General features: G+C 58.3%; 15 protein-coding genes. 5 read left to right on the top strand and 10 right to left on the bottom strand.

Translation table 11 applies throughout. From position 1 onward, the window contains the following. Positions 1-106 precede the first annotated feature (106 nt). The 6 genes from RGR602_RS20875 to RGR602_RS20850 form a co-directional block, all read right to left on the bottom strand. Entirely contained in the window at positions 107-712 is a 606-nt protein-coding gene (locus tag RGR602_RS20875) for a DUF1419 domain-containing protein (protein ID WP_040114082.1), read from the bottom strand. A 64-nt stretch (positions 713-776) separates the two neighbouring features. Further along, positions 777-1808, bottom strand: coding sequence for a DUF3991 and toprim domain-containing protein (locus RGR602_RS20870; RefSeq protein WP_040114081.1), 1032 nt, complete (start codon positions 1806-1808; stop codon positions 777-779). A gap of 200 nt (positions 1809-2008) precedes the next feature. Beyond that, the gene (locus RGR602_RS37380) at positions 2009-2185 is read right to left on the bottom strand and encodes a hypothetical protein (protein ID WP_042119556.1); all 177 of its coding nucleotides are present in this window, start codon (positions 2183-2185) and stop codon (positions 2009-2011) included. 657 nt (positions 2186-2842) lie between these two features. Then, entirely contained in the window at positions 2843-3484 is a 642-nt protein-coding gene (gene dhaL / locus RGR602_RS20860; RefSeq protein WP_040114044.1) for a dihydroxyacetone kinase subunit DhaL, read from the bottom strand. Positions 3485-3494: 10 nt separating this feature from the next. Further along, positions 3495-4487 carry a dihydroxyacetone kinase subunit DhaK gene (locus RGR602_RS20855; protein WP_040114043.1) on the bottom strand — a complete coding sequence of 331 codons (993 nt, stop codon included), beginning with the start codon at positions 4485-4487 and terminating at the stop codon, positions 3495-3497. Positions 4488-4508: 21 nt separating this feature from the next. Further along, entirely contained in the window at positions 4509-5360 is an 852-nt protein-coding gene (locus RGR602_RS20850; protein ID WP_040114042.1) for a sugar phosphate isomerase/epimerase family protein, read from the bottom strand. Between the two features lie 229 nt (positions 5361-5589). Here RGR602_RS20850 and RGR602_RS20845 point away from each other — a divergent pair, with 229 nt between their 5' ends. Continuing rightward, entirely contained in the window at positions 5590-6543 is a 954-nt protein-coding gene (locus RGR602_RS20845) for a LysR substrate-binding domain-containing protein (RefSeq protein ID WP_040114041.1), read from the top strand. Positions 6544-6590: 47 nt separating this feature from the next. On the opposite strand, the gene RGR602_RS20840 is transcribed toward RGR602_RS20845, so the two are convergent. After that, positions 6591-7439, bottom strand: a complete 849-nt coding sequence (locus RGR602_RS20840) for an alpha/beta fold hydrolase (RefSeq protein WP_040114040.1) — start codon at positions 7437-7439, stop codon at positions 6591-6593. Further along, entirely contained in the window at positions 7436-8284 is an 849-nt protein-coding gene (locus RGR602_RS20835; protein ID WP_267285099.1) for an NAD(P)-dependent oxidoreductase, read from the bottom strand. The genes RGR602_RS20840 and RGR602_RS20835 overlap by 4 nt, the downstream gene beginning before the upstream one ends. Before the next feature lie 517 nt (positions 8285-8801). Here RGR602_RS20835 and RGR602_RS20830 point away from each other — a divergent pair. From RGR602_RS20830 to RGR602_RS20815, 3 genes are all read left to right on the top strand, one after another. Next, on the top strand, positions 8802-9818 hold the full coding sequence (locus RGR602_RS20830; protein WP_082046616.1) for a TRAP transporter substrate-binding protein: 1017 nt from the start codon (positions 8802-8804) through the stop codon (positions 9816-9818). A 9-nt stretch (positions 9819-9827) separates the two neighbouring features. Beyond that, a complete protein-coding gene (locus RGR602_RS20825; RefSeq protein WP_040114038.1) occupies positions 9828-11693 on the top strand; it encodes a TRAP transporter large permease in 1866 nt (621 codons plus the stop codon). A 630-nt stretch (positions 11694-12323) separates the two neighbouring features. Next, positions 12324-13322 (top strand): MBL fold metallo-hydrolase, encoded by a 999-nt coding sequence (locus tag RGR602_RS20815; protein ID WP_040114036.1) that lies wholly within the window; start codon positions 12324-12326, stop codon positions 13320-13322. Between the two features lie 179 nt (positions 13323-13501). Here RGR602_RS20815 and RGR602_RS20810 read toward each other — a convergent pair whose 3' ends face one another. Together RGR602_RS20810 and RGR602_RS20800 are read right to left on the bottom strand one after the other, a co-directional pair. Continuing rightward, on the bottom strand, positions 13502-13759 hold the full coding sequence (locus RGR602_RS20810; protein ID WP_040114035.1) for a hypothetical protein: 258 nt from the start codon (positions 13757-13759) through the stop codon (positions 13502-13504). A gap of 597 nt (positions 13760-14356) precedes the next feature. Next, positions 14357-16801: a beta-glucosidase gene (locus tag RGR602_RS20800; RefSeq protein WP_040114033.1), complete on the bottom strand. Its 2445-nt coding sequence runs from the start codon at positions 16799-16801 to the stop codon at positions 14357-14359. A 467-nt stretch (positions 16802-17268) separates the two neighbouring features. On the opposite strand from RGR602_RS20800, the gene RGR602_RS39130 reads away from it, so the two are divergent. Further along, entirely contained in the window at positions 17269-19785 is a 2517-nt protein-coding gene (locus tag RGR602_RS39130) for a methyl-accepting chemotaxis protein (protein WP_040114032.1), read from the top strand. Positions 19786-19830 lie beyond the last annotated feature (45 nt).

The raw sequence follows: 19830 nt of genomic DNA, 5'->3' as shown, positions 1-19830 counted from the left end.
AGGGGCAGTCGAGGAACGCGAAGGGGTGGAGAGGCCGCCAGCATGGGCTGCGCCGCGATCGTGGGCCGAGCGCGATTGCTTCGCGCACGGATGCAAACGGAAACTCTCAAGCCGCAATCGGCGAGCGGAGGTGGCGCAGTTGTACCGGCAGTTTGGCGGCGATCTCGTCGTCGCTGAGATCTTCCAGCAGCTTCAGAACAGTGCCGTCTTTGCCGCCGTATAACATCACGGTGCGCTTGCCGCGTGAGGCCTCCGGCCAGCGCTCGCCCGCATAGCCGCGATAGTCGTCCGCCGTGCTGCTCCAGATATGCTCGAGGCGCTCTTCGCGCGTCATGGCCCGGACCGGCCGGCTCTCGCGCTCGATAATTGCAAGGCGCATGGTCTCGACGGACGAGGGATCGGACAGGTCGCAATAGCCGTGGAAATAGCGGATCGCCTCGTCGATCCGGAGTGCGAAGAACACTGAGGTCACCGAGCCGGTCAGGAACTCGCGCATCGCGAACATAGAGCCGCGGATCCAAAGCGGCGGCAGGATTTCGAACATGTAGTCGTGCCCGTCTTCGTCGATCTCGAACCATTCGCCCGCATAGAGCGGCATCGCGTGGTCTTCCCAGCGGTTGGGCCGCTGGAGATGACGGTCAAACATGCGGAACATCTGCGGTCGGCTTGCGACGCCCTGGAAGACTTTTTGGATTGCGGGAGAGGGGTTCATCTGCAGCTCCTTCGGAGGTTTCGGGCCGAAGCGTGGCACTGTCCTCTCGACCTTGCCTTCCTCTTCAGTCCTTCATGACCCCTTGGCTGCCGCCGGCATCGCGACCGTCCGCGTCAAGGGCCGGCTCCGCCGGGCGAAGCTTCCCTTGACGCGGACCGCGCGCATGCGGCACGCCTCCTCCTTCCGTCCTTTCCCTCTTTTCCCTTTCCATGATCTTCAGGGACTCGTTCCAATCCTCCTCGGGCGGCCGAAGTCGCGTCCAGTCGCAGCCGACATCATCGGCAAGCGTCCGCAGCCGTTCGGCAAACATGTCGCCCTGCGGATTGGCGTCCGTCGCCGCAACCAACTGGACGCCAGGCTTCGTAGCCAACTCCTCCAAGGCTGCCTCGGTGGTCGGCGACCATCCACCGCCAGTGCTGAGATAAAGCGTGCCCTCTCGCAAACCTTCGATCGCTGCGAGGGTCATGGCATCGATCGCGGCTTCCGTGACGGCCAGGCGCGAAGCGCTGTCCGAACCAAAGCGGAAAAGAACCTTGGTTCCCCCGGATGCAAAACCCCGGTATAGCGGACCCCGCGCTTCCCAGCCGGTCAAAACCCCGGCCTGGTCCCGGTGCAGCGCCCACATGCTGCCTTGCGGACCTTCGCGCAAGAGATCGCTTTTGATCGCCGTTCGCAGCACGTTCGCTGGCAGGCGGCGCTCGCGATTGAGGTATCGCCATGACGCGGAACGCGGCCAGGGATGCCGGCGGGACTGCCAACGATCGGGAAGAGAGAGGTCAGATCTCTCGCCATGTTTCGCCGCCCGCCATTCCGGCTCCGTGATCTGAAAACCGACCAGAGCCGCGACCCGTTCTGCGCCTTCGAGAAAACCGACCCGATCGAGATGCTCTACGAGCCGGAACACATCGCCCTTCGCCTCGGAAAGAGGATCGAACCAACCACGCCCTTCATAGATGACGATGATGATCTCACCGCCGCGGCGGAATTTGACTGCCCGCCGTGTGCTTTCCTTCGCGTCTATTGCAAACCCGGCATGCTCAAGCACCGCCGCACATCTGACCTGCTCGCGCAACGCTTCTATTTCTCTTCTCTTCATTTTTCCTTCCGATCGCCCGGCGATCGGCCTCCATAGCCCTTCCTTGCCCGTCGGTTCACGGACACCTTCCGGCAGGCCCCGCAGAGCAAAGACTGCAAGGGCGCGGGCGCGCAATTGTCGGATCATGCAAGCTGACATTGGCAGCGGCGAAGCTTCCCTTGCGGCTTGCCGCTCGCAAGGGGCAGCCAGGCGGCGCCGGCTCAATGAGCCGGCCATGGCATGTACTCATGCACGATCGCCAGATCGTCGTCGGCATCGATCTCGTCGGAAGGCAGGACGCCATATTCGCCGTCAACCTCGAAGAGGGTGACCGGGACCATGAGGTCACGGGAGAGCTGGAAGGCGTGTGACTGGGCGAGAGAGAGATCGTGCGACATTTGAGAGGCCTCCTTCGGGAGCGGGCCAATTCCCGCTCGATGGCTCCTCAAGAGGCACGGGGCGCGGGCGCGATCACCGCGCGACGCGAAGCGGGAGCGGCCGCAGCTTGCTAGCGGACCCTTTATGGGTTGATCGTGGAAGATCCGGAACCGGGCCAGGACGCCATCGGTAAGAGCGGGATTGGCTTGCTTCCGTTTGGGCCACCGTTTGACGCACGATTTTCGAGCTTCGTGCCAGGTCGTCGCTCCCCGCAGGCCGCTTACTCGTGTCTTCGATTTAGTGGGTCAGGTGTTGGCTGAGCGAAGGACTCTGCGTCGCCGCGTGACCGAATGTCGCGTCAGCTTCAGTCGTGGCACCGCCTAAGTTCCGATGAGTCGTGCCTTTCGCGGTTTGCGGAACCCGACCCTGCAAGCGAGAGCGATGGTGCCCGGAGACCGAATGCATAGTTCGCCGCCGACCCAATCTGTCCGCTAAATTGGATTCCCGGATGGCCGCGAAAGCGGGTGTCCACCCTCGGGCGGCACACGGAGGAGTGTTGCCGGATTTCTATCGCGGCGCGTTTCACATCAATAACCGAGCGGCACTCTGGATTGGCTTCCCTTTAAGCTCGGCATCACTTCGGTTCTCACTATGATCACGCTCAAGAAGCGATGACACTATTGAAGCCTATCACGGGTTCCCTCAGACAACTCCTTGAGGATCAGCGCGCAAGACGTCGCACCAGCATCCAGCACGCCGAGCGATCGTTCGCCCAGCCTGCTGGCTCGGCCGATCCGCGCGATCAAGTTCACCGTCGAATCGCGGCCACTTTCGGCTGCCGCAACGAGGAGTTCCAATGCCTCGTCAAAGGATTTTCCTTCTGATGTCGCTTTGTCAAAAGCTTCAACAGCAGGCACCAACGTGTCAAGCAATGTCTTGTCGCCGACTTTGGCCGAACCAATTTCTTGAATACCCGTCAAGCCAGCATGCAGCATTCGGCTGAACGTCTTGTTGTCGATCAGGTCGACCTGATCGATCTGCTGGGCAAACTCGGTGAACATCACACCGTAAAGCGGACCCATAGATCCGCCGATCTCGGTCATCAGGACTGTTCCGAGGGTCTCAAGCGCTTTTGCGAGCGATAGCTCCTTGCCGCGTATCCGGTCGGCCACTAAACCGAAACCTTTCGCCATATTTATTCCGTGATCGCCGTCGCCAATCTTGCCGTCGATCTCGCTGAGGTAGGCGCGGTTATCGATGATCGCTCTTGCCATGGAGACTACGATTTCTCCGGCTGCCGCGTTATTCATTTTTTGCATTGTTCCCTCCTTAAAGTGTCGCCGCGCAGCGAACCTCGACCTCCAGTAGCGACTTTAGCTCTTCATCGAGCGCCATGACCGTCAAAGTCGCTCCAACCATCTCAAGAGACGTGAAGTAGTTACCAACATACGCTTTGTGGATCCTGAGGCCGCGGCCGGAGATTTCCTCCTCGACTGTGTCGAAGAGAATGTAAAGTTCGTTCAGCGGTGTCGCGCCAAGGCCAGATACCAGTACGGCCACTTCTGTCCCCGAGCCGAGATCATGGTCATCCAGCACGATCTGGCACATATCCTTGGCGACCTCTGATGCGCTCTTGAGCGCTTCTACTCGCACGCCCGGCTCGCCGTGATGGCCGATACCGACTTCAATGGTGCCAGGCTCGATCTGGAAGTTCGGATGTCCGACCGCTGGAAGAGTGCACGGCCCCAATCCGACACCGACCGAGCGGCAATTGTCGATGGCCTTCTGCGCTGCGTCACGAACCTCGGATAGGCTGGCGCCCATCGACGCTTTCGCTCCGCCGACCTTCCACATGAAGATCTCTCCGGCAACGCCTCGGCGCTTCGCCTGCTCCTCCGCGGGGGCGGAGCATACGTCGTCGGTTGCAACGACCGTGGCAACCTCGATGCCGTCCTTTGCGGCGAGCTTCATCGCCATCTTCACGTTCATGTTGTCTCCGGCATAATTTCCGTAGAGGACAACGACCCCTTTTCCACCATTCGCTTCGCGTATGGCATCCTGAAAGCTCTTGGCCGTTGGCGACGAAAACAGCTCGCCGACCGCGACCGCGTCGAGCATGTTGCGGCCTATATAGCCAATGAAGGCAGGCTCGTGTCCGGAGCCACCTCCAGTTACGACACCCACTTTTCCTTGCGCGGGCCGGTCAATCGCCGTCACCACGCGTTGGTTTTCGGCGAGGCGCACGATGTCTCGGTGTGCCTTCACAAAGCCCTTGATGGTATCTTCCACGACCTCATCGCGGTTGTTTACAAAACGTTGCACTGCGTCCTCCTCCAGACACGGTCATTGATTGTCGTTGAGCGCTCGCCGGACGACCTTGAGCGACCGAGCCAGCGAGTCCTCGATCGTTGACAGCGGCACGGGATCTTGGCGGCGAACGGGCTGCGCCTGCCGATTGCGATGCAGTCTCAAGGGAAGTTCAATACTGACCGGGAGGCTGTCGAGCTTTGCGATTGCAGCCAGGAGGCGCTCGCACCCGACCTTGCCGTCGCCGATATCGCAGAAAAACCAACCTTCGTCGGTTTCACGGACATCCTTGATATGGGCGTGCGCCGATTCCGGCAGCGCCAGGATTCCATCACCTGCGAGATCGTCCATGTCCGGTCGATGTGACGCCGTGTTTGCGGCGTCGTAATTTAGCTTTAGAAAGGGCGATCCGAATTCCTCAACAAGAGAAATACCGTCCCGCGCGGTGTTGATCAGGCTATCGCTGCCGTCTCCTGGGTTTTCCAGGCCAACGACGATATTAAAGGCTTCTGCTCTTCTCAGTATGATCTCGACGTTGCGACGGAATGTTGCCTCTCTTTGTCGGGCGGCGGCGTTGGTCGCAATAACCTTGGCTCCAATCGCCGCGGCGAATGCCATGCGGCCCGTGAATACTTCGACCGAATCTTCGAAACCGAGGTCGATGTGCGACGACATAGCGTGGCATGAGAGCCCTGAAGACTTAAGCGCGCTGCGCCAACTGGTCATCTCTGAAGGTATGAAGGCGGTCTCGTCAAAGGGTTCTGTATACCTTTTGATAAAGGCCGGCTCGAAATGCGTGAACCCGAGGGAAGCCGCACTCTCCAGTGCGGCCTCTCTGCTATGCCCATCGTACGGCGCTCCGGATACGGAGATCACCCGTTCAGCCATGCATTCCTCCGTTCGCGAAGAACGGAGCAAGGGCCGTCCCGATGGGCAAAATGTTGAATACGCTTCATCCGGACAAGCGAATTCTATCGGTCAATGCATGAATCCATCTCAACAACTGCATCATTTGCGTTAAATTTCCTCATGGAATATAGAGGAAGGGCGTCCTCCAGCGTACTGAATGTCTCCAGTGGGAAAGGTGGTGAGGCACGCATAAACGGGAGGAGGGGTGATGAGCGCGTTGGAGTTTCCTTCGCTGCGATCGCTACAGGTGTTGGAAGCTGTCGCACGTCTTGGATCTTTTGGAAAAGCCGCCGAGGAACTGAGCATCAGCCCCTCGGCCGTGAGCCATCAAATGGCCGCGCTGGATTCGGAGCTCGGAATTGCTTTATTTCATCGCTCCGGGCGTTCAATCATGCTGACTGACGCGGGTAGGGCTTACGCCGAAGAGATCAGCGCCTCGTTTCGAAGGATCGAGAGCGCCACGCGCAATTTCACGAAGAAGGGCAAAAGTGACATTCTGAATATCCATTCGGTTGTCAGTCTCGCTTCGCAGTGGCTCATGCCCCGCCTGGCCCGGTTTAGCGCCCGCTATCCGGAGATCGATCTTCGACTGCACGCTTCTGGTGACCCGGCCGAGCTGAGGACCGGCAACGTCGATATAGACATCCGCTATGGAACCCAGCCCGTAGAGGTTGGCATCGCCGTTGAGCCCTTCCCGCCTGAGCCGATCATGGTCCTGTGCGCCCCATCGTTGGTCGAGGGCGCAAACGGACTACGCTCACCGCAGGATCTCACCAGATTTCCGCTCATACACTCCGAAGTGAACCTCTATCGCTGGCAGGATTGGGCGGACGACCACGGCGTTACGCTCAACATGGACAGAGGACTACGTTTCGATAGATCTTTCATGTCTATCAACGCGGCCGCAGATGGACTCGGCGTTTGCCTGGAAAGCCTCGTACTCGTCCGGCAAGATCTTAAAAGCGGAAGGCTCGTTGCGCCTTTTGGCCTGGAAGGCCCCAGGATCAATTGCCATAGTCTCGTGTACTTACGGTCCAGGGCGAGAACGCCAAAGATCGCTCTGTTCAGACGATGGATCGAAGAGACCCTGGCTGCCGACGCGGCTTCTGCTAGTGAAATCGACGTCGGCGGGACGGGAGTTATTCACACTCAAGGTCGATGATGCGCGACTGGTGGATCAGACGCGCATCACCGACTTCAGGCAGTGGTTTAGCCGAAGAATTTCCGGAGTTCGCTCGCTATGAATTCGGGAGCTTCTTCCGCAACCCAGTGACCGGAGCCCGGGATCACTCCGCCTCGAACGTCACTTGCCACCCGCTGCATTGATTCCATCGTCTCGATGCCGCGGCCAAAACCACTGTCTCCGCCTAGGGCGAGGACCGGCATTTCGAGCTTGCCATCCCTCTCGAGGAATAACTCGTTGTCATGGACGTCGGTTGGAAGGCCGCGATAATAGGCGAGAAGTGTGCGCAAGCCGCCGGGTTTCAGGTAGGTACGGAAGTACTCATTCTTGTCTTCCTGAGATAGCACGTTTGCCCGGCTGCCATAATTGTCAAACAACCATTCCAGATAGATATGCTCGCGACCGCCGAACATCGCTTCGGGCAAATCCGGCGTCCTGAAGAAGGGGTGGTGCCAACGCCGGCCGCCTTGCGACATGTCCGCTCCATCGCCAGGAATGGTAACGTCCAGGATCGCGAGCTTGCTAACAGCCTCCCGGTGCTGCGCGGCCAGGGCAAACGCCACCGGGCCGCCCCAGTCGTGTCCCACAAGATTGAAGCGATCGATCTTCAGATGTTCAGAAAGAAGCTCCCACACGTCTGCGGCAACGGTTTTCTTGTCATAGCCATCGACGGGCCGGGAAGTGTCGCCGAGGCCCCGCAGGTCCGGCGCGATGATCGCGTACTTGTCGGCGAGGAAGGGGATCACGTGCCGCCATTCGTGCGAACTCTGCGGCACCCCGTGAAGGAGAACAAGCGGCTCGCCGGATCCTGCGGTCAGGTAGTGCATGGTGATGCTGGACAGTCGCGCGTAATTGCTTTTGATCTCGGCACTCATTTCTTTGCCTCCTTCTGACCGGCGGTCATTCCCCGATACGCACGAATGACCTGACTGTCATCTGCCGAGCCTGACCCCTGCCCAGACGCGGCAATGAAGAACTGATGCGCAACGGAGGCGAGCGGCAGGGCGGCCCTGGCAGAGGAGCCAGCGGCAAGCACGATACCGAGATCTTTCACAAAGATGTCTACCGCGCTCGTTACCTCAGGGTCCTCCAAAAGCATACGCTGGCCACGATCGTTGAGCATCCAGCTGGCAGCCGCCGAGCCGGACACGATCTCGAGTACCGTTGAGGTGTCGAGGCCAGCCCTTTCGGCGAGCGACAGCGCCTCAGCCGCCGCCACCAAGTGTACGCCGCACAGCAACTGGTTGACCGCTTTGGCAACCGATGCCTGGCCAGGCCGCTCCCCGAGATAATAGATCTTGGAGCCGAGCACGTCGAAAAGATCGCGGCTCATTTCATAGGTTTGCCTGTCGCCAGCCACCATGATGGAAAGCGACGCGCCGCGCGCTCCGGCGACGCCGCCGGAAACAGGCGCATCCAGAAACCGGTGACCGCGAGCAGTCACGGCCTCGGCGAGCTGTTCAACCTCGCCGGGAGGGCATGTTGACATCAGGACGACGACGCTGGCCCTGGTTGAATTTGCCAGCGCGCCCCGTTCGAAGAGGGCTTGGTGCGCCTGGTCGATGTTGACCACCATCAACATCAAGACGTCGGTCTCGCTGGCGGCTTCCGTAGCGTCTGGATAGGCAGTCCCGCCACTGTCAGCGAAGCTTCTTAGAGCATTCTCCGAGATGTCAAACCCCTTGACCCTGAAGCCGCTTTTCAGGAGATGCGACGCCATGGGCAATCCCATGGAGCCGAGACCGATAAAACCGATTGTCGGTTTTCCCGGCCCTCGTGCCGGGCTCGGCTTTGTTTCTAAAGCTTTGTGCACTTCCGGGTCTCCTCCGCGATACTGGCACGTCATAGGCCGGCACATTCCATAGGCGGGTGCCGTACTCGCATACGAAGCGGTTACCATGGCCGCTTCGCCCGCATCAAAAGAGTTTGTGCGGTGAACATGTGACCTGGATTCATGTTGCCTGACGCCTCTACCGGGAAACCTTTGTCATCCTCCCGCATCTCGCCGAACTTCCCTGAGCCCAGTTCACCAATGCCCCGTGGCAATTCATTTGCAGACGTTTGGCGCAAGCGCCTATTTTAAGTCCAGCCGCATACTGGGAAGCTTCCACCTTTCAAGGGACATCATTCAAAGGTTAGGCGACCTGCGAGTGCTGTGGGACGCTTACGAGGAGAGCGCCTGCACAGAAAATTCCCAAAAACATCGACATAGATCAACACGGTTAGAGGAGGAACCAATGATCACAATGAATCGACGGACGCTTATTATGAGTTCCGTGGCGATGACCGCCACGCTCGCGACGCCGCGCATCATGCACGCGAGCTCGCCTGAGTTTTCGTTTAAATTTGCCAACATCATGCCCGTTGACCATCCGCTCAACACCCGCATGACCGAGGCTTCCAATAAGATTAGCGAGCAAACCGACGGCCGGGTCAGCATTCAGGTGTTTCCCGCGAGCCAGCTCGGCACGGATGCGGACATGCTCAGCCAGCTTCGATCGGGTGGCTTGGACCTTCTTGCGCAGACAGGCCTCATCGCAGCCACGCTCGTCCCGCCGGCGGCCATCACTGGCGTAGGATTTGCCTATCCCGACTACGCGCAGGTCTGGAAGTCGGTGGATGGCGAGCTCGGCCGGAGCATCCGGACGGCTTTTGAGAAGGTCAACCTGATCGCCTTCGAGAAGATGTGGGACAACGGCTTCCGGCAGACGACCTCGATCGGGAAACCGATCAAGTCGCCCGAGGACCTCAAGGGCTTCAAGATCCGCGTCCCTCCTGCGCCGCTCTGGACATCGCTTTTCAAGTCTCTCGGCGCCGCGCCGACGTCGATTCCATGGGGCGAAACCTATTCCGCACTCCAGACCCACGTCGCCGACGGTCTCGAAAACCCGCTCGCTGGCATTTACTTTGCCAAGATGTACGAGGTTCAAAAGTATCTCTCCCGGACCAACCATATGTGGGACGGCTTCTGGATTCTCGCCAATCGGGACAACTTCGAGATGCTGCCTGAGGACTTGCGTGACATTGTCGTCACCGAGATCAATCGCTCGGCTCTCGTGCAACGCGCCGATGTCGAAAAGCTGAATTCCGAACTCCAGGCAGAGCTGGCGAGCAAGGGTCTTGAATTTATCGACGTCGATGTTTCCAAGTTCCGCGCGACGCTGCAAGCTTCGTCGTTCTACTCCGATTGGAAGGGGCGTTTTGGCGAGGAAGCATGGGCGTTGCTGGAGTCTACCTCGGGCAAATTGATCTGAGGCGTTGACATGGCTACTTCTGAAAATGTCAGCCGCCCGGTGATCTGCACGTGGCCAGTCCTGGCGAAAGCTGAAACGGGTCTGGTGCGCCTGATTGAATTGATCGGCGCAGCACTTGTTGTCGTCGAGGTACTCGTGCTGTCGGCGGGCGTCTTCGCCCGCTATGCATGGGGCGAGCCACTCATCTGGTCGGACGAGCTCGCCTCCATGTTGTTCCTCTGGCTTTCGATCGTGGGCGCGGTCCTCGCTTTTCACCGCGGACAGCACATGAGGATGGGTGTTATCGCGGACGCGATGCCACCCGTCGTAAGGGCAAGACTGGAGGTGGGTGCACTTGTCTTTTGCCTTTCGGTCTGCGTGCTTCTTCTGCCCAAGGCCACGGCCTACGCTCTTCATGAAGTTCCGGTCGTCACTCCCGCGATGGAAGTTTCGGTCGCATGGCGTTCGTTTGGTCTTCCGATCGGACTTGGCCTGATGCTTATCCTTGGCATGACCAATGCCCTTCAGCGCATCAGGCTGAGCGATTTCTTGATCGGGGTCCTTGTAGCCGCATGCTTGATAGGGTTGGCGATTGCGGCGAAACCGTTGATCATGGCGATGGGCAACTGGAATCTCGTGCTTTTCTTCGTAGTCTTCATTGCACTAGGTGTGCTGAGCGGCGTACCAATCGCGTTCGTGTTCGCTCTCGCTGCCATCAGTTATGTGGCTCTGGGTACGAGCCGTCCGATAAGCGTGATCGCGGGTCGGCTTGATGAGGGAATGTCGCATCTTCTCCTGCTGGCGGTCCCGCTGTTCGTGCTGCTGGGTATGCTGATGGAGGTTACGGGCATGGCAAAAGCGATGCTGAACTTCCTGGCGTCCTTGCTCGGACATGTCAGAGGCGGCCTGTGTTACGTCCTCGTAGCGGCAATGTACCTGGTATCTGGGATATCGGGTTCGAAGACCGCCGACATGGCTGCTGTCGCCCCGGCACTGTTCCCGGAGATGAAGGCGAGAGGATCAAAGCCCGGCGATCTCGTGGCCCTGCTTGCGGCTACGGGTGCGCAGACGGAGACGATCCCGCCGAGCCTCGTATTAATCACCATCGGATCGGTTACGAGCGTATCGATTTCGGCCCTGTTCATAGGCGGTCTTTTGCCGGCATTCGTCTGCGGATTGATGCTTTGCGTTGTCGTCTGGTGGCGCTATCGCAACGAGGACATGTCGGGTTTTCGCAAGCCGCCAGCCAGGGAGATCTTCCGCACATTCCTGATTGCGCTTCCGGCTTTGGCCCTGCCTTTTATCATCCGTACAGCGGTTGCCGAAGGCGTCGCTACCGCCACGGAAGTCTCGACAATCGGCATTGCCTACTCGCTGCTGGCAGGCCTCCTCATTTACCGCCGGTTCGACTGGAAGCGGGTGGGTCCGATGCTGGTGGAAACGGCGGTCTTGTCCGGAGCCATCCTTTTCATCATAGCGGCGGCAACGGCTGTGGCCTGGTGCCTGACTCAATCGGGTTTTTCGCGTGGCCTGGTTCAGACGATGGCGGGTCTTCCCGGAGGAGCGCCGATCTTTATGATCGTGTCGATCGTCGCGTTCATTGTGCTCGGTAGCGTGCTGGAAGGCATTCCCGCGGTGGTTCTGTTCGCACCCCTGGTATTTCCGATCGCCAAGGGATTGGGGATCCACGACGTGCACTATTCGATCGTGGTCATTCTCGCCATGGGAGTGGGCCTGTTCCTCCCGCCGTTCGGCGTCGGTTATTATGCCGCCTGTGCAATCGGCCGTGTGAACCCGGTGGAAGGCATAAAGCCGCTGTGGGGGTACATGATCGCCCTGCTTCTCGGGCTTGCGATCGTCGCGGCGGTGCCCTGGATCTCGATCGGCTTCCTGTGACGTGACCGCAGGCGGCCGGCAGAGAAGTCGGTCATTCTACGGTCGTAACCATGTCGGATAAGGTGGAATGCCGGGCTGGCAACGTGCTTCAGAAGCATGCTGCTGGCTCCGCAACATGTCCGGGAAGAAATATAGTGACCACCGGAAGATCGTGACGTCGTCGCGGTTTTCCGTGGCATCTTCCTCAAGGAGCGGTGCGTCCTTCGAGAGCAGAGGTAACATCTCTCCTCCGACCGCTTTCTGAGCACCCGTTGGCGACCTGACGCAGAGCCACTCACATGACGATGAGGCAGCCAAGGAAATCCGCGATAATCTTGCCGATATTCGGATGCGAGCCGCGTCCCGCAGTCAGGGAGCCAAGAGTTCTTCCGAACTCACTGAAAGCCAACGGGATCTGATGGCCGAAGCAACGCGGCACCCCGAAACCAATTGATTCGATTGATGAATCGCAGGTCCGAGCGAGATCATTTGTTGAGCGATGCTCATTGAAATGGACGTGCAATTCAATTGTCCTAGACCTGCCACTTGATACCTTTCCGATGCAGTCAAAGCCGAAATCCGTCGCAAGATAAGCGCGATGCATATGCGCTCGCACTGCAAACGCATTTTTACAAATGGGGAGGAGTGAAAATGGGAAATGAACGTTTCGAGATCGACCGCCGCAACTTACTATTGGCAGGAGGAGCTGCTTTGAGTGGAGCCGTTTTGGGTGCGAACAATGTAGCGGCTCACGCTGAGGCGAGCCCCGTTTCCGGCGCACAAGCTCCAGACTTTTATCGATTTGCCATTGGGGACGCCCAGGTAACCGTCGTATCAGACGGCCCACTTCCGCTTGGCGACCCGACACAAAGCTTTCTCGGCATCCCGGCCGCCGAGATAAGATCCATGCTGACCCACAGCTTCTTGCCCGCGGATGAGGTCGTTCTCGCTCAGAACGCACCTGTCGTGAACATCGGTGGCAAGCTGATTTTGTTCGACACGGGGATGGGATCGCTCAAGCAATTTGGCCCCACGACCGGCCGTCTCAAGTCTTGCCTGGCCGCCGCGAATATTGCGCTGGAAGATATTGATGCTGTCGTCTGTTCGCATGCTCATTGGGACCACGTCGGCGGAATCTGGGGCGACGACGGGAAACCAACGTTTCCACACGCCCAGGTGTACATCAGCCAAACCGACTACGATTTCTGGACCGACGAGAAAAAGCTTGGCGGCGAGCTCAACGGTCTTGTTAAATCCGCGATCCACAACCTCAAACCCGTGCGGGACCGCATAATTTTTTTCAAGGACGAACAAGAGTTTCTTCCGGGTATTCATGCCATTAGCGCTCCTGGACACACACTCGGCCATAGCTGCTTTATGATAGAATCAGCAGGCAAAACAATGTGCTATGGTGGCGATCTCACTCATCATCCGGTGCTTCTGTTCGAAAAGCCTTTGATGGAATTTGCCTTCGATACCGATCCCAAACTATCGGCTCAATCCCGTGTGCGTATTTTGAAAATGTTGGCCTCCAATAGAATTCCCTTTATGTCCTACCACTTCCCATGGCCGGGCTACGGGCACGTTGGCATAGCGGGAGACGGTTTCGAGTATTTTCCTGAGCCACTACATCTGAGCCTGTTGGACTGAGTGGTAGAATGGCGCGAGGGCAATGCCTTCGCGCCAATTCCATCGGGAAGGCGGTCGAACGAAACATCCCATGGCGTAGTTGCAGGCGACAAGCAGAGGGCCTGCGCTTCCATCGCATTATTGGACAGGAAGTCGCGCGGGAACGGCAACTGAAATCATGAGCGATCGGCGGACCGCACCTAAAGGCCATTCCTGATCGGAAACATATCCTCGCCGTAGTGGTGAAGCCTTGTGTGATGCCGTCGGCATAGCCAGCGCACCTTCAAAGGGTCGTCGTATTGATCATGATGGGCGTCGACCATTTCAATCCCGCAGACCTCACATGCTTGCTTTTCCAGCTCGCCTGCCTTCACGGCTCGCTGCACGGCAAGATGAGCATTATATTTCGCTGGATTAGCACGGCGCCAATTTGCTTGGCGGGTGTCGGTTTTCAGCATCGCCGCATCCCGTGCCTGTAATTTTGCGCTCTCGACCGACAAATACCTGGAAAGGGCTGCAAGCTCAAGTTTCCGCACAGAGCGACGGCGTCTGTCCGTGGCTCTGCGTCCGAAAACAAGATTTCGCATTGCCAGGAGTGATCAGAGTTGGGCCATCGAGATCGCACTTTGCTGCCCACAATCTTCGCACCGGTGGATACGATATCGCTCGGGTCGATCGGTGCTCCCGATCTTAGCGCGCGGGATGACTAAGCTGAAATTTCTGCTCGATACAAATGTCCTGAAGGAGATCGGTCGAGCCGAACTGCACGAGAATGTGGCAGCTCGACTCGATACGTTTTACGATTCCGATCTCGCGACAAGCGTGAGTTCAGTTCGAGAGACTGCGAAAGGCATCAAAAAAAGCGTAGGACCGACGCTGTCGCGAACGTGTCCGCCAACACTTCCGACTCCATCTTCGCCGCCTATGAAGGTCGTATCCTTCCTGTCGATGACAATATCGCCCGTCTTGAGCCATTCTTTCACTCACTCACCGAGCTTCACCGCCACTGCGCTCAGTGACTCAACCACCAACGCAATCATTTATTCTCTGCACAATCAGAGCGCCAAGACAGCGCCCTTTTGCGTGACAGCCCCACTCAAACGGACGTCAGTAGCCGAGAACCCAGCCATAACTGCAAATTCCCCCGTCTCTACCTGCCAGCGCCGCTCGGTCGTGTCGAAGAAGGCAAATGTTCGGGCGTCGAGAACGAAACTTATTTTTCGTTTCTCACCAGGTTCCAGGGCGATTTTCGAGAAGGCTTTCAGTTCTTTTACCGGTCTGGGTACAGATGCTTCAACATCCCCGACATAGATTTGCACCACTGCCGAACCCGGACGCTCGCCAATGTTGGTTAATCCCAGTGTTACTGTCACCGCGCCAGCAGCATCCGGTAGCTCTACCGTCAGGTCCGACATCGCAAACCTTGAATAACCGAGACCATGACCGAACGGGAACAGCGGCTTAATGCGGAGGCGATCGTAGTGCCGATATCCAACGAACACACCTTCGTCATATCGCACATGGCCATCCTTGCCTGGATAGACCGCGTCATCCTCGGTATGTGTGGGATTGTCAGCCCAGCGCACGGGGAAGGTCTGTGCCAGTCGGCCGGAGGGCTCGGCCTTGCCGAGGAGCACATCGGCGATCGCGTTGCCAGCCTCCTGGCCGGGATACCAGCATTGCAGTACTGCACGAGCACCGGAAAGCCAGGGCATTTCCACCGGTCCACCGGTTTGTAGTACGACAATCGTGTTCGGATTGGCCGCAATTACCGCCTCAACAAGCTGGTTCTGCAGACCAGGAAGTGCAATGCCGCGGAGATCGGAGCCCTCGGTATCCCAGTCGCCCGTTCTGCCCACGAAGACTACCGCATGATCAGCCTTTGCGGCGACGGCTGCTGCCTCGGCAATCTCCGCTTCGGCCGAGAACCTGCCTATTCCTACCCGAATTGCGGCGATATAGAGGTTGACGTGATCGTGCCGGGCGTACTCGGCAACGACCTCGTATGTACGGCCGGCTTCGAGCGTGACGTCACCCACGACCTCTTCGCAGCCTTCTTCAAAGAATGTGGTACCGCGTGTCCAGGAAGCCCAGGCGTCCACCACAAGCTTGCCGTCCACATAGACCCGGCCAAGCCCAGCCGAGGTCAGCCCGACGCGATAGACGCCCGCTTCTGACGCCCTGAAAGTGGTGCGCATCCGGGCCGAAAAGCGATGCGGATCGACCGTGCCCTCGGCCACGGGGGGCAACCAAACACCAAGGCTCGATGGTTCCTCGACAACCTTCACCGGCTCTCCAGCAAGTTCCCTTCCTTGGAAAAATTCGAAGGTTGTCGGGTTTTCGATCAGCGGCTGAAACCGATAATTGCTGCAGCCCCGAGCGTAGAACAGGTTTTCCTCACCCAGCGCGTCCACCAGCCCCTGCCACGGACTGACGACATAGTGAGGGTTCAACTGTGCCGAGCCACCTCCCATAACCTGCGCGATCTTGGCATTGGGGCCGATGATGGCGACAGTACCTTGCTGAGCCAATGGCAGGATGCCGTCATTCTGCAGCAGAACTGCGCTTTCCGCTCCCGCACGCCTGATGAGCGCCCTATGTTCCGGCCGATTAATGGCGTACTCCTTAAATTCGCGATGATCGTTGATTGCACCGGTGCGTTCCATCAACGTCAGGATATTGTGCACACAGGCGCGGATCGTCTCGGCACTTGTCTCGCCCGCTTCGACCGCGGCCAGTAGCTTGGAGCCGCGATCGCGGGTAGGGCCCGGCATCTCCAGATCCAGCCCGGCATTCACAGTGGGTGCGGTCGAACGCGAGCCGAACCAGTCCGACATCACCACGCCGTTAAAACCCCAGTCACCGCGCAGAACTTCGTTCAACAGCCAATGGCTTTCCGCCGTGTAAGTACCGTTTAGTTTGTTATACGAAGACATCACGGCCCAGACCTTTGCCCGCTTCACCGCCGCCTCAAAGGGTATCAGGTAGACTTCGCGCAGAGTGCGTTCATCGATATCTGAAGAGATGGTTGTACGTTCAATCTCGGACTCGTTGCCGACGAAATGTTTTATCGTGGCACCGACTTTCTTGGACTGCAGACCTTCGATATAGCCGACGGCAAGTTCCGCCGTCAGTATCGGATCCTCAGAGAAGCACTCAAAGTTGCGGCCGTTTGTGACGCTGCGCTGGATGTTAACGGTGGGGGCTAACGAGACGTGGGCACCTTTTGAAAGAACCTCGTCACCTAGGGCACTGCCGATTTCCTTGGCTAGGTCCGGGTTCCAACTCGCTCCGATGGCGATGCCCACCGGGAAAGCCGCTGCAGTCACACCTCCGACAAAAGACCCCGCCCCGCGGGCGCCGTTGGGGCCGTCGGTCAAGCGCAATCTCCCTATCCCTAAGCGGTCGATGGGCGGTAAAGACCAGAACGTATCGCCGGAAAGTAGCGAAACCTGCTCGGCCAAGGTCATATTATCGAGCAATGCTTTCGTATCAATCATCTTCTCTGCTTCCTCAATCTCAATACTTACCTTTCCCAGATCGGCATCTCGAGATGCATATTGGGGAAGCTGGTGATCTCGGCGCCATGGAGCCGTCCATCCATGAGAAGGACGGCCCGTTTGTTCACCAAGGCGTCGCGTCCCGCCGTCGCGAGGACGACGACATGTTCGCAGCCTTCACATAGCCGAGATGCAGTCACCGCTTTCCACTGAAAACAAGGACATCGCGATTTGATCGATGTCAGCAGTGAAAGTTGTGCTGCGGCAGCGCCGGTTCTGTTACGGAGTTATTCCTCCGCAAGTTCGTGAGACAGTTTGAACCTTAGCAATGTTTATCAGACAATCTGTTGACAGACAATCCTCGGTCGCGCAGCTTTCGTGTCGTCATTGATGATTCGATGCTTCCATCGGAGGCGGATCCCGATTGATGAAGTTTCTTCACCGCCTATGGACAAGGATCGACCACAATGGACAGGCTGTTGTCCCGTTTCCGGCTACAGACCAAAGTAATCATTTTCGTACTGCCTTTCATAATCAGCATTTGCGCGGTGGGGTTTTTGGGGCACTACGCCGCAGGTCTCCTACAAAGCCGCCTGGAAACCTCGAGCCAGGTGATGCAGGTGCTCTCAGGTTTCCGTGACGTCTCCGCCTCGATGAGAGAGTTTCTCGACGAGGCGTCGGAGGAAAGGCGCGATCGCGTGAAGGCTGACCTGCTCGCCCAGCAATCGCATCTGCAGGCTTTAGTGACGAATGCCGGAGCTACGGCGGAAAGCGAAGGCCTCCTGTCGGCAAACGCGATCATGCGGGACGTGGTGGACAATTTTGGCTCTCTCTGGAGCATCCATGAAAGCGAAGAGCAACTGATAACCTCGATCGCCAATCATTCTGAATCGCTGGTTTGGTCGCAGGATGAAATGCTCAGGCTAGCTGACGAGTTGAGGAAGTCCGGCGAGCAGTCCGAGGGCGCCGCCAAATCGATGTTGCGCGATGCCGACAGGGTGACAGGCTATGCAACCTTCTTCCTTGATCTTGCCGCGGGCTACCAATCCGCCGGAACGACCGAGCTGAAAGTCAAATATTTGCGCGGCAAAGTGGGCGAGTTGCGTCGGAGCGCCCGAAATCTGAGGGCTTCCTTGCCGTCGGACGACACAAAACTGTCAAGCTCGGTCGATGGCGCGGTGAAAAGCGTAACACAACTTCTGTCGCAGGGCGCCGCATCGAACAACGCCGTGGGCCTCGACACGGCAATGTCCGCGTTCAAGGAAATCTCCGTCGCGATTAACGCGGTGGCGAACCAGCAAACAAAGAAAGCAATCGTCGAGTTCGCAGGTCTCGACCAACGTTTGGCGAAGATCAGCAGCGCCTTGGACGGCAGCCGAAGACTTTCGGACTCCAGCTATCTCATCAGGATAAACCTTGCGCGCTTCATAGCCGACCCTACCGAACAAAACCGCGCGCAGCTCGTCCAGAACTTCGACAGAACGAAGAAGGAGATATTGGACATTTGGAGTGCCGCTTCCGACCTCGACCTTTTTAAGGCAGTCCAGAATACGGTCCCTCCGGCGGTAGAGGGTATGACGCAGGACAGTGCGAAGCTCGTCGAGATCTCGGAAGTCAGGCGTGCGCAATATAGGCAAACGACAGACCAGTTGAACACCATATGGGGCCACCTCACGACGTTTGCCGACGCCCAGCGCGCAAAGGCCATTGAAGAGACGGCTTACGCGAATGCCATTGGCCTCATCACGACATTTGCAGGCGTCCTCGTCGCGCTTCTCGCTGGCTTCGGGATGATTGCGACTTTCAAGAAACCTGTCGTCCGGTTGACCGACGACATGCGGCGTTTGTCCGAAGGGGACCTTGACATCGAGATTGGCGGTTCTGAGCGCGCTGATGAGCTCGGAGAAATGGCCCGGGCACTCTGTGTCTTCAGGGAGAATGCCGCGAGGAAAATCGAGATCGAGAACGACGCTGATCGTCAACGATCGGCTTCCGAAGCTGAACGTCGGCACAACGAGGCGGAGAAAGCTGAGATCGACAAACAGATCGGCGACGCCGTCGACAGTCTCGCCGCTGGGCTGGAGAGGTTATCCAACGGTGATGTTTCGAGCACGATCGATCAACCGTTCTCCGGGCGGCTGGAACAGTTGCGAAAGGACTTCAACAATTCGTTGCTGCGTTTGCAGGCGACGATGTCGGAACTTCGCGGCAACATCGTGCTCATTCGGCAAAATGCAGACAATCTCAGCAGTGGCGCCGATGATCTCTCCCGCCGCAGCGAGCGTCAAGCCGCGTCGTTGGAGGAGACCGCGGCTGCGGTTCATCAACTCACCGCGACGGTGCGTTCGTCGACAGAGCAGGCGCAAGCCGCAGCCCGGCTTGTAAAGGAAACCAAGCAGGCCGCGGATGCGTCTGCTTCAGTGGTCACGAACGCGGTCGACGCTATGGGCCGTATAGAAGCGGCTTCCGGCCGCATTTCGCAGATCATCGGCGTTATCGACGAAATAGCGTTCCAGACCAATCTCCTGGCACTCAATGCTGGCGTCGAGGCCGCGAGAGCTGGAGAAGCGGGGCAGGGCTTCGCGGTCGTCGCCCAGGAAGTCAGGGAGCTTGCCCAGCGGTCGGCTCTCGCCGCCCAGGAAATCAAGGAACTCATCGCGAGATCGACCGAGGAAGTCGCCTCCGGATCGCGATTGGTGAACGAGGCGGGCAAGGTGCTGATTGCCATATCGTCGAATGTTGCCGGAATTTCCGAAAGGGTAGAGCTTATCGCTGCGGCGGCCAGGGACCAGGCGGCTTCCCTTATTGAAGTGAACCAGGCCGTTGGCGAGATCGATGACAGCACACAGCGAAACGCTGCCATCGCCGAGCAAGCCCACGCCGCCACTCAGGAACTCACAAAAGAGACCCAGCGGCTGATGCAGCAGGTCGAACAGTTCAACATCGGCAGGCCGAGGGGTCACGTGCTTTCGGTCGTTTCCTGACGTCGTAGACGATTACCAATATTGTGTTGACAGATTTTCATACAA

Origin of the sequence: Rhizobium gallicum bv. gallicum R602sp, from assembly GCF_000816845.1 — a bacterium.
Classification (GTDB): Bacteria; Pseudomonadota; Alphaproteobacteria; order Rhizobiales; family Rhizobiaceae; genus Rhizobium; species Rhizobium gallicum.
This window is presented reverse-complemented; position numbering and strand designations above follow the sequence as displayed.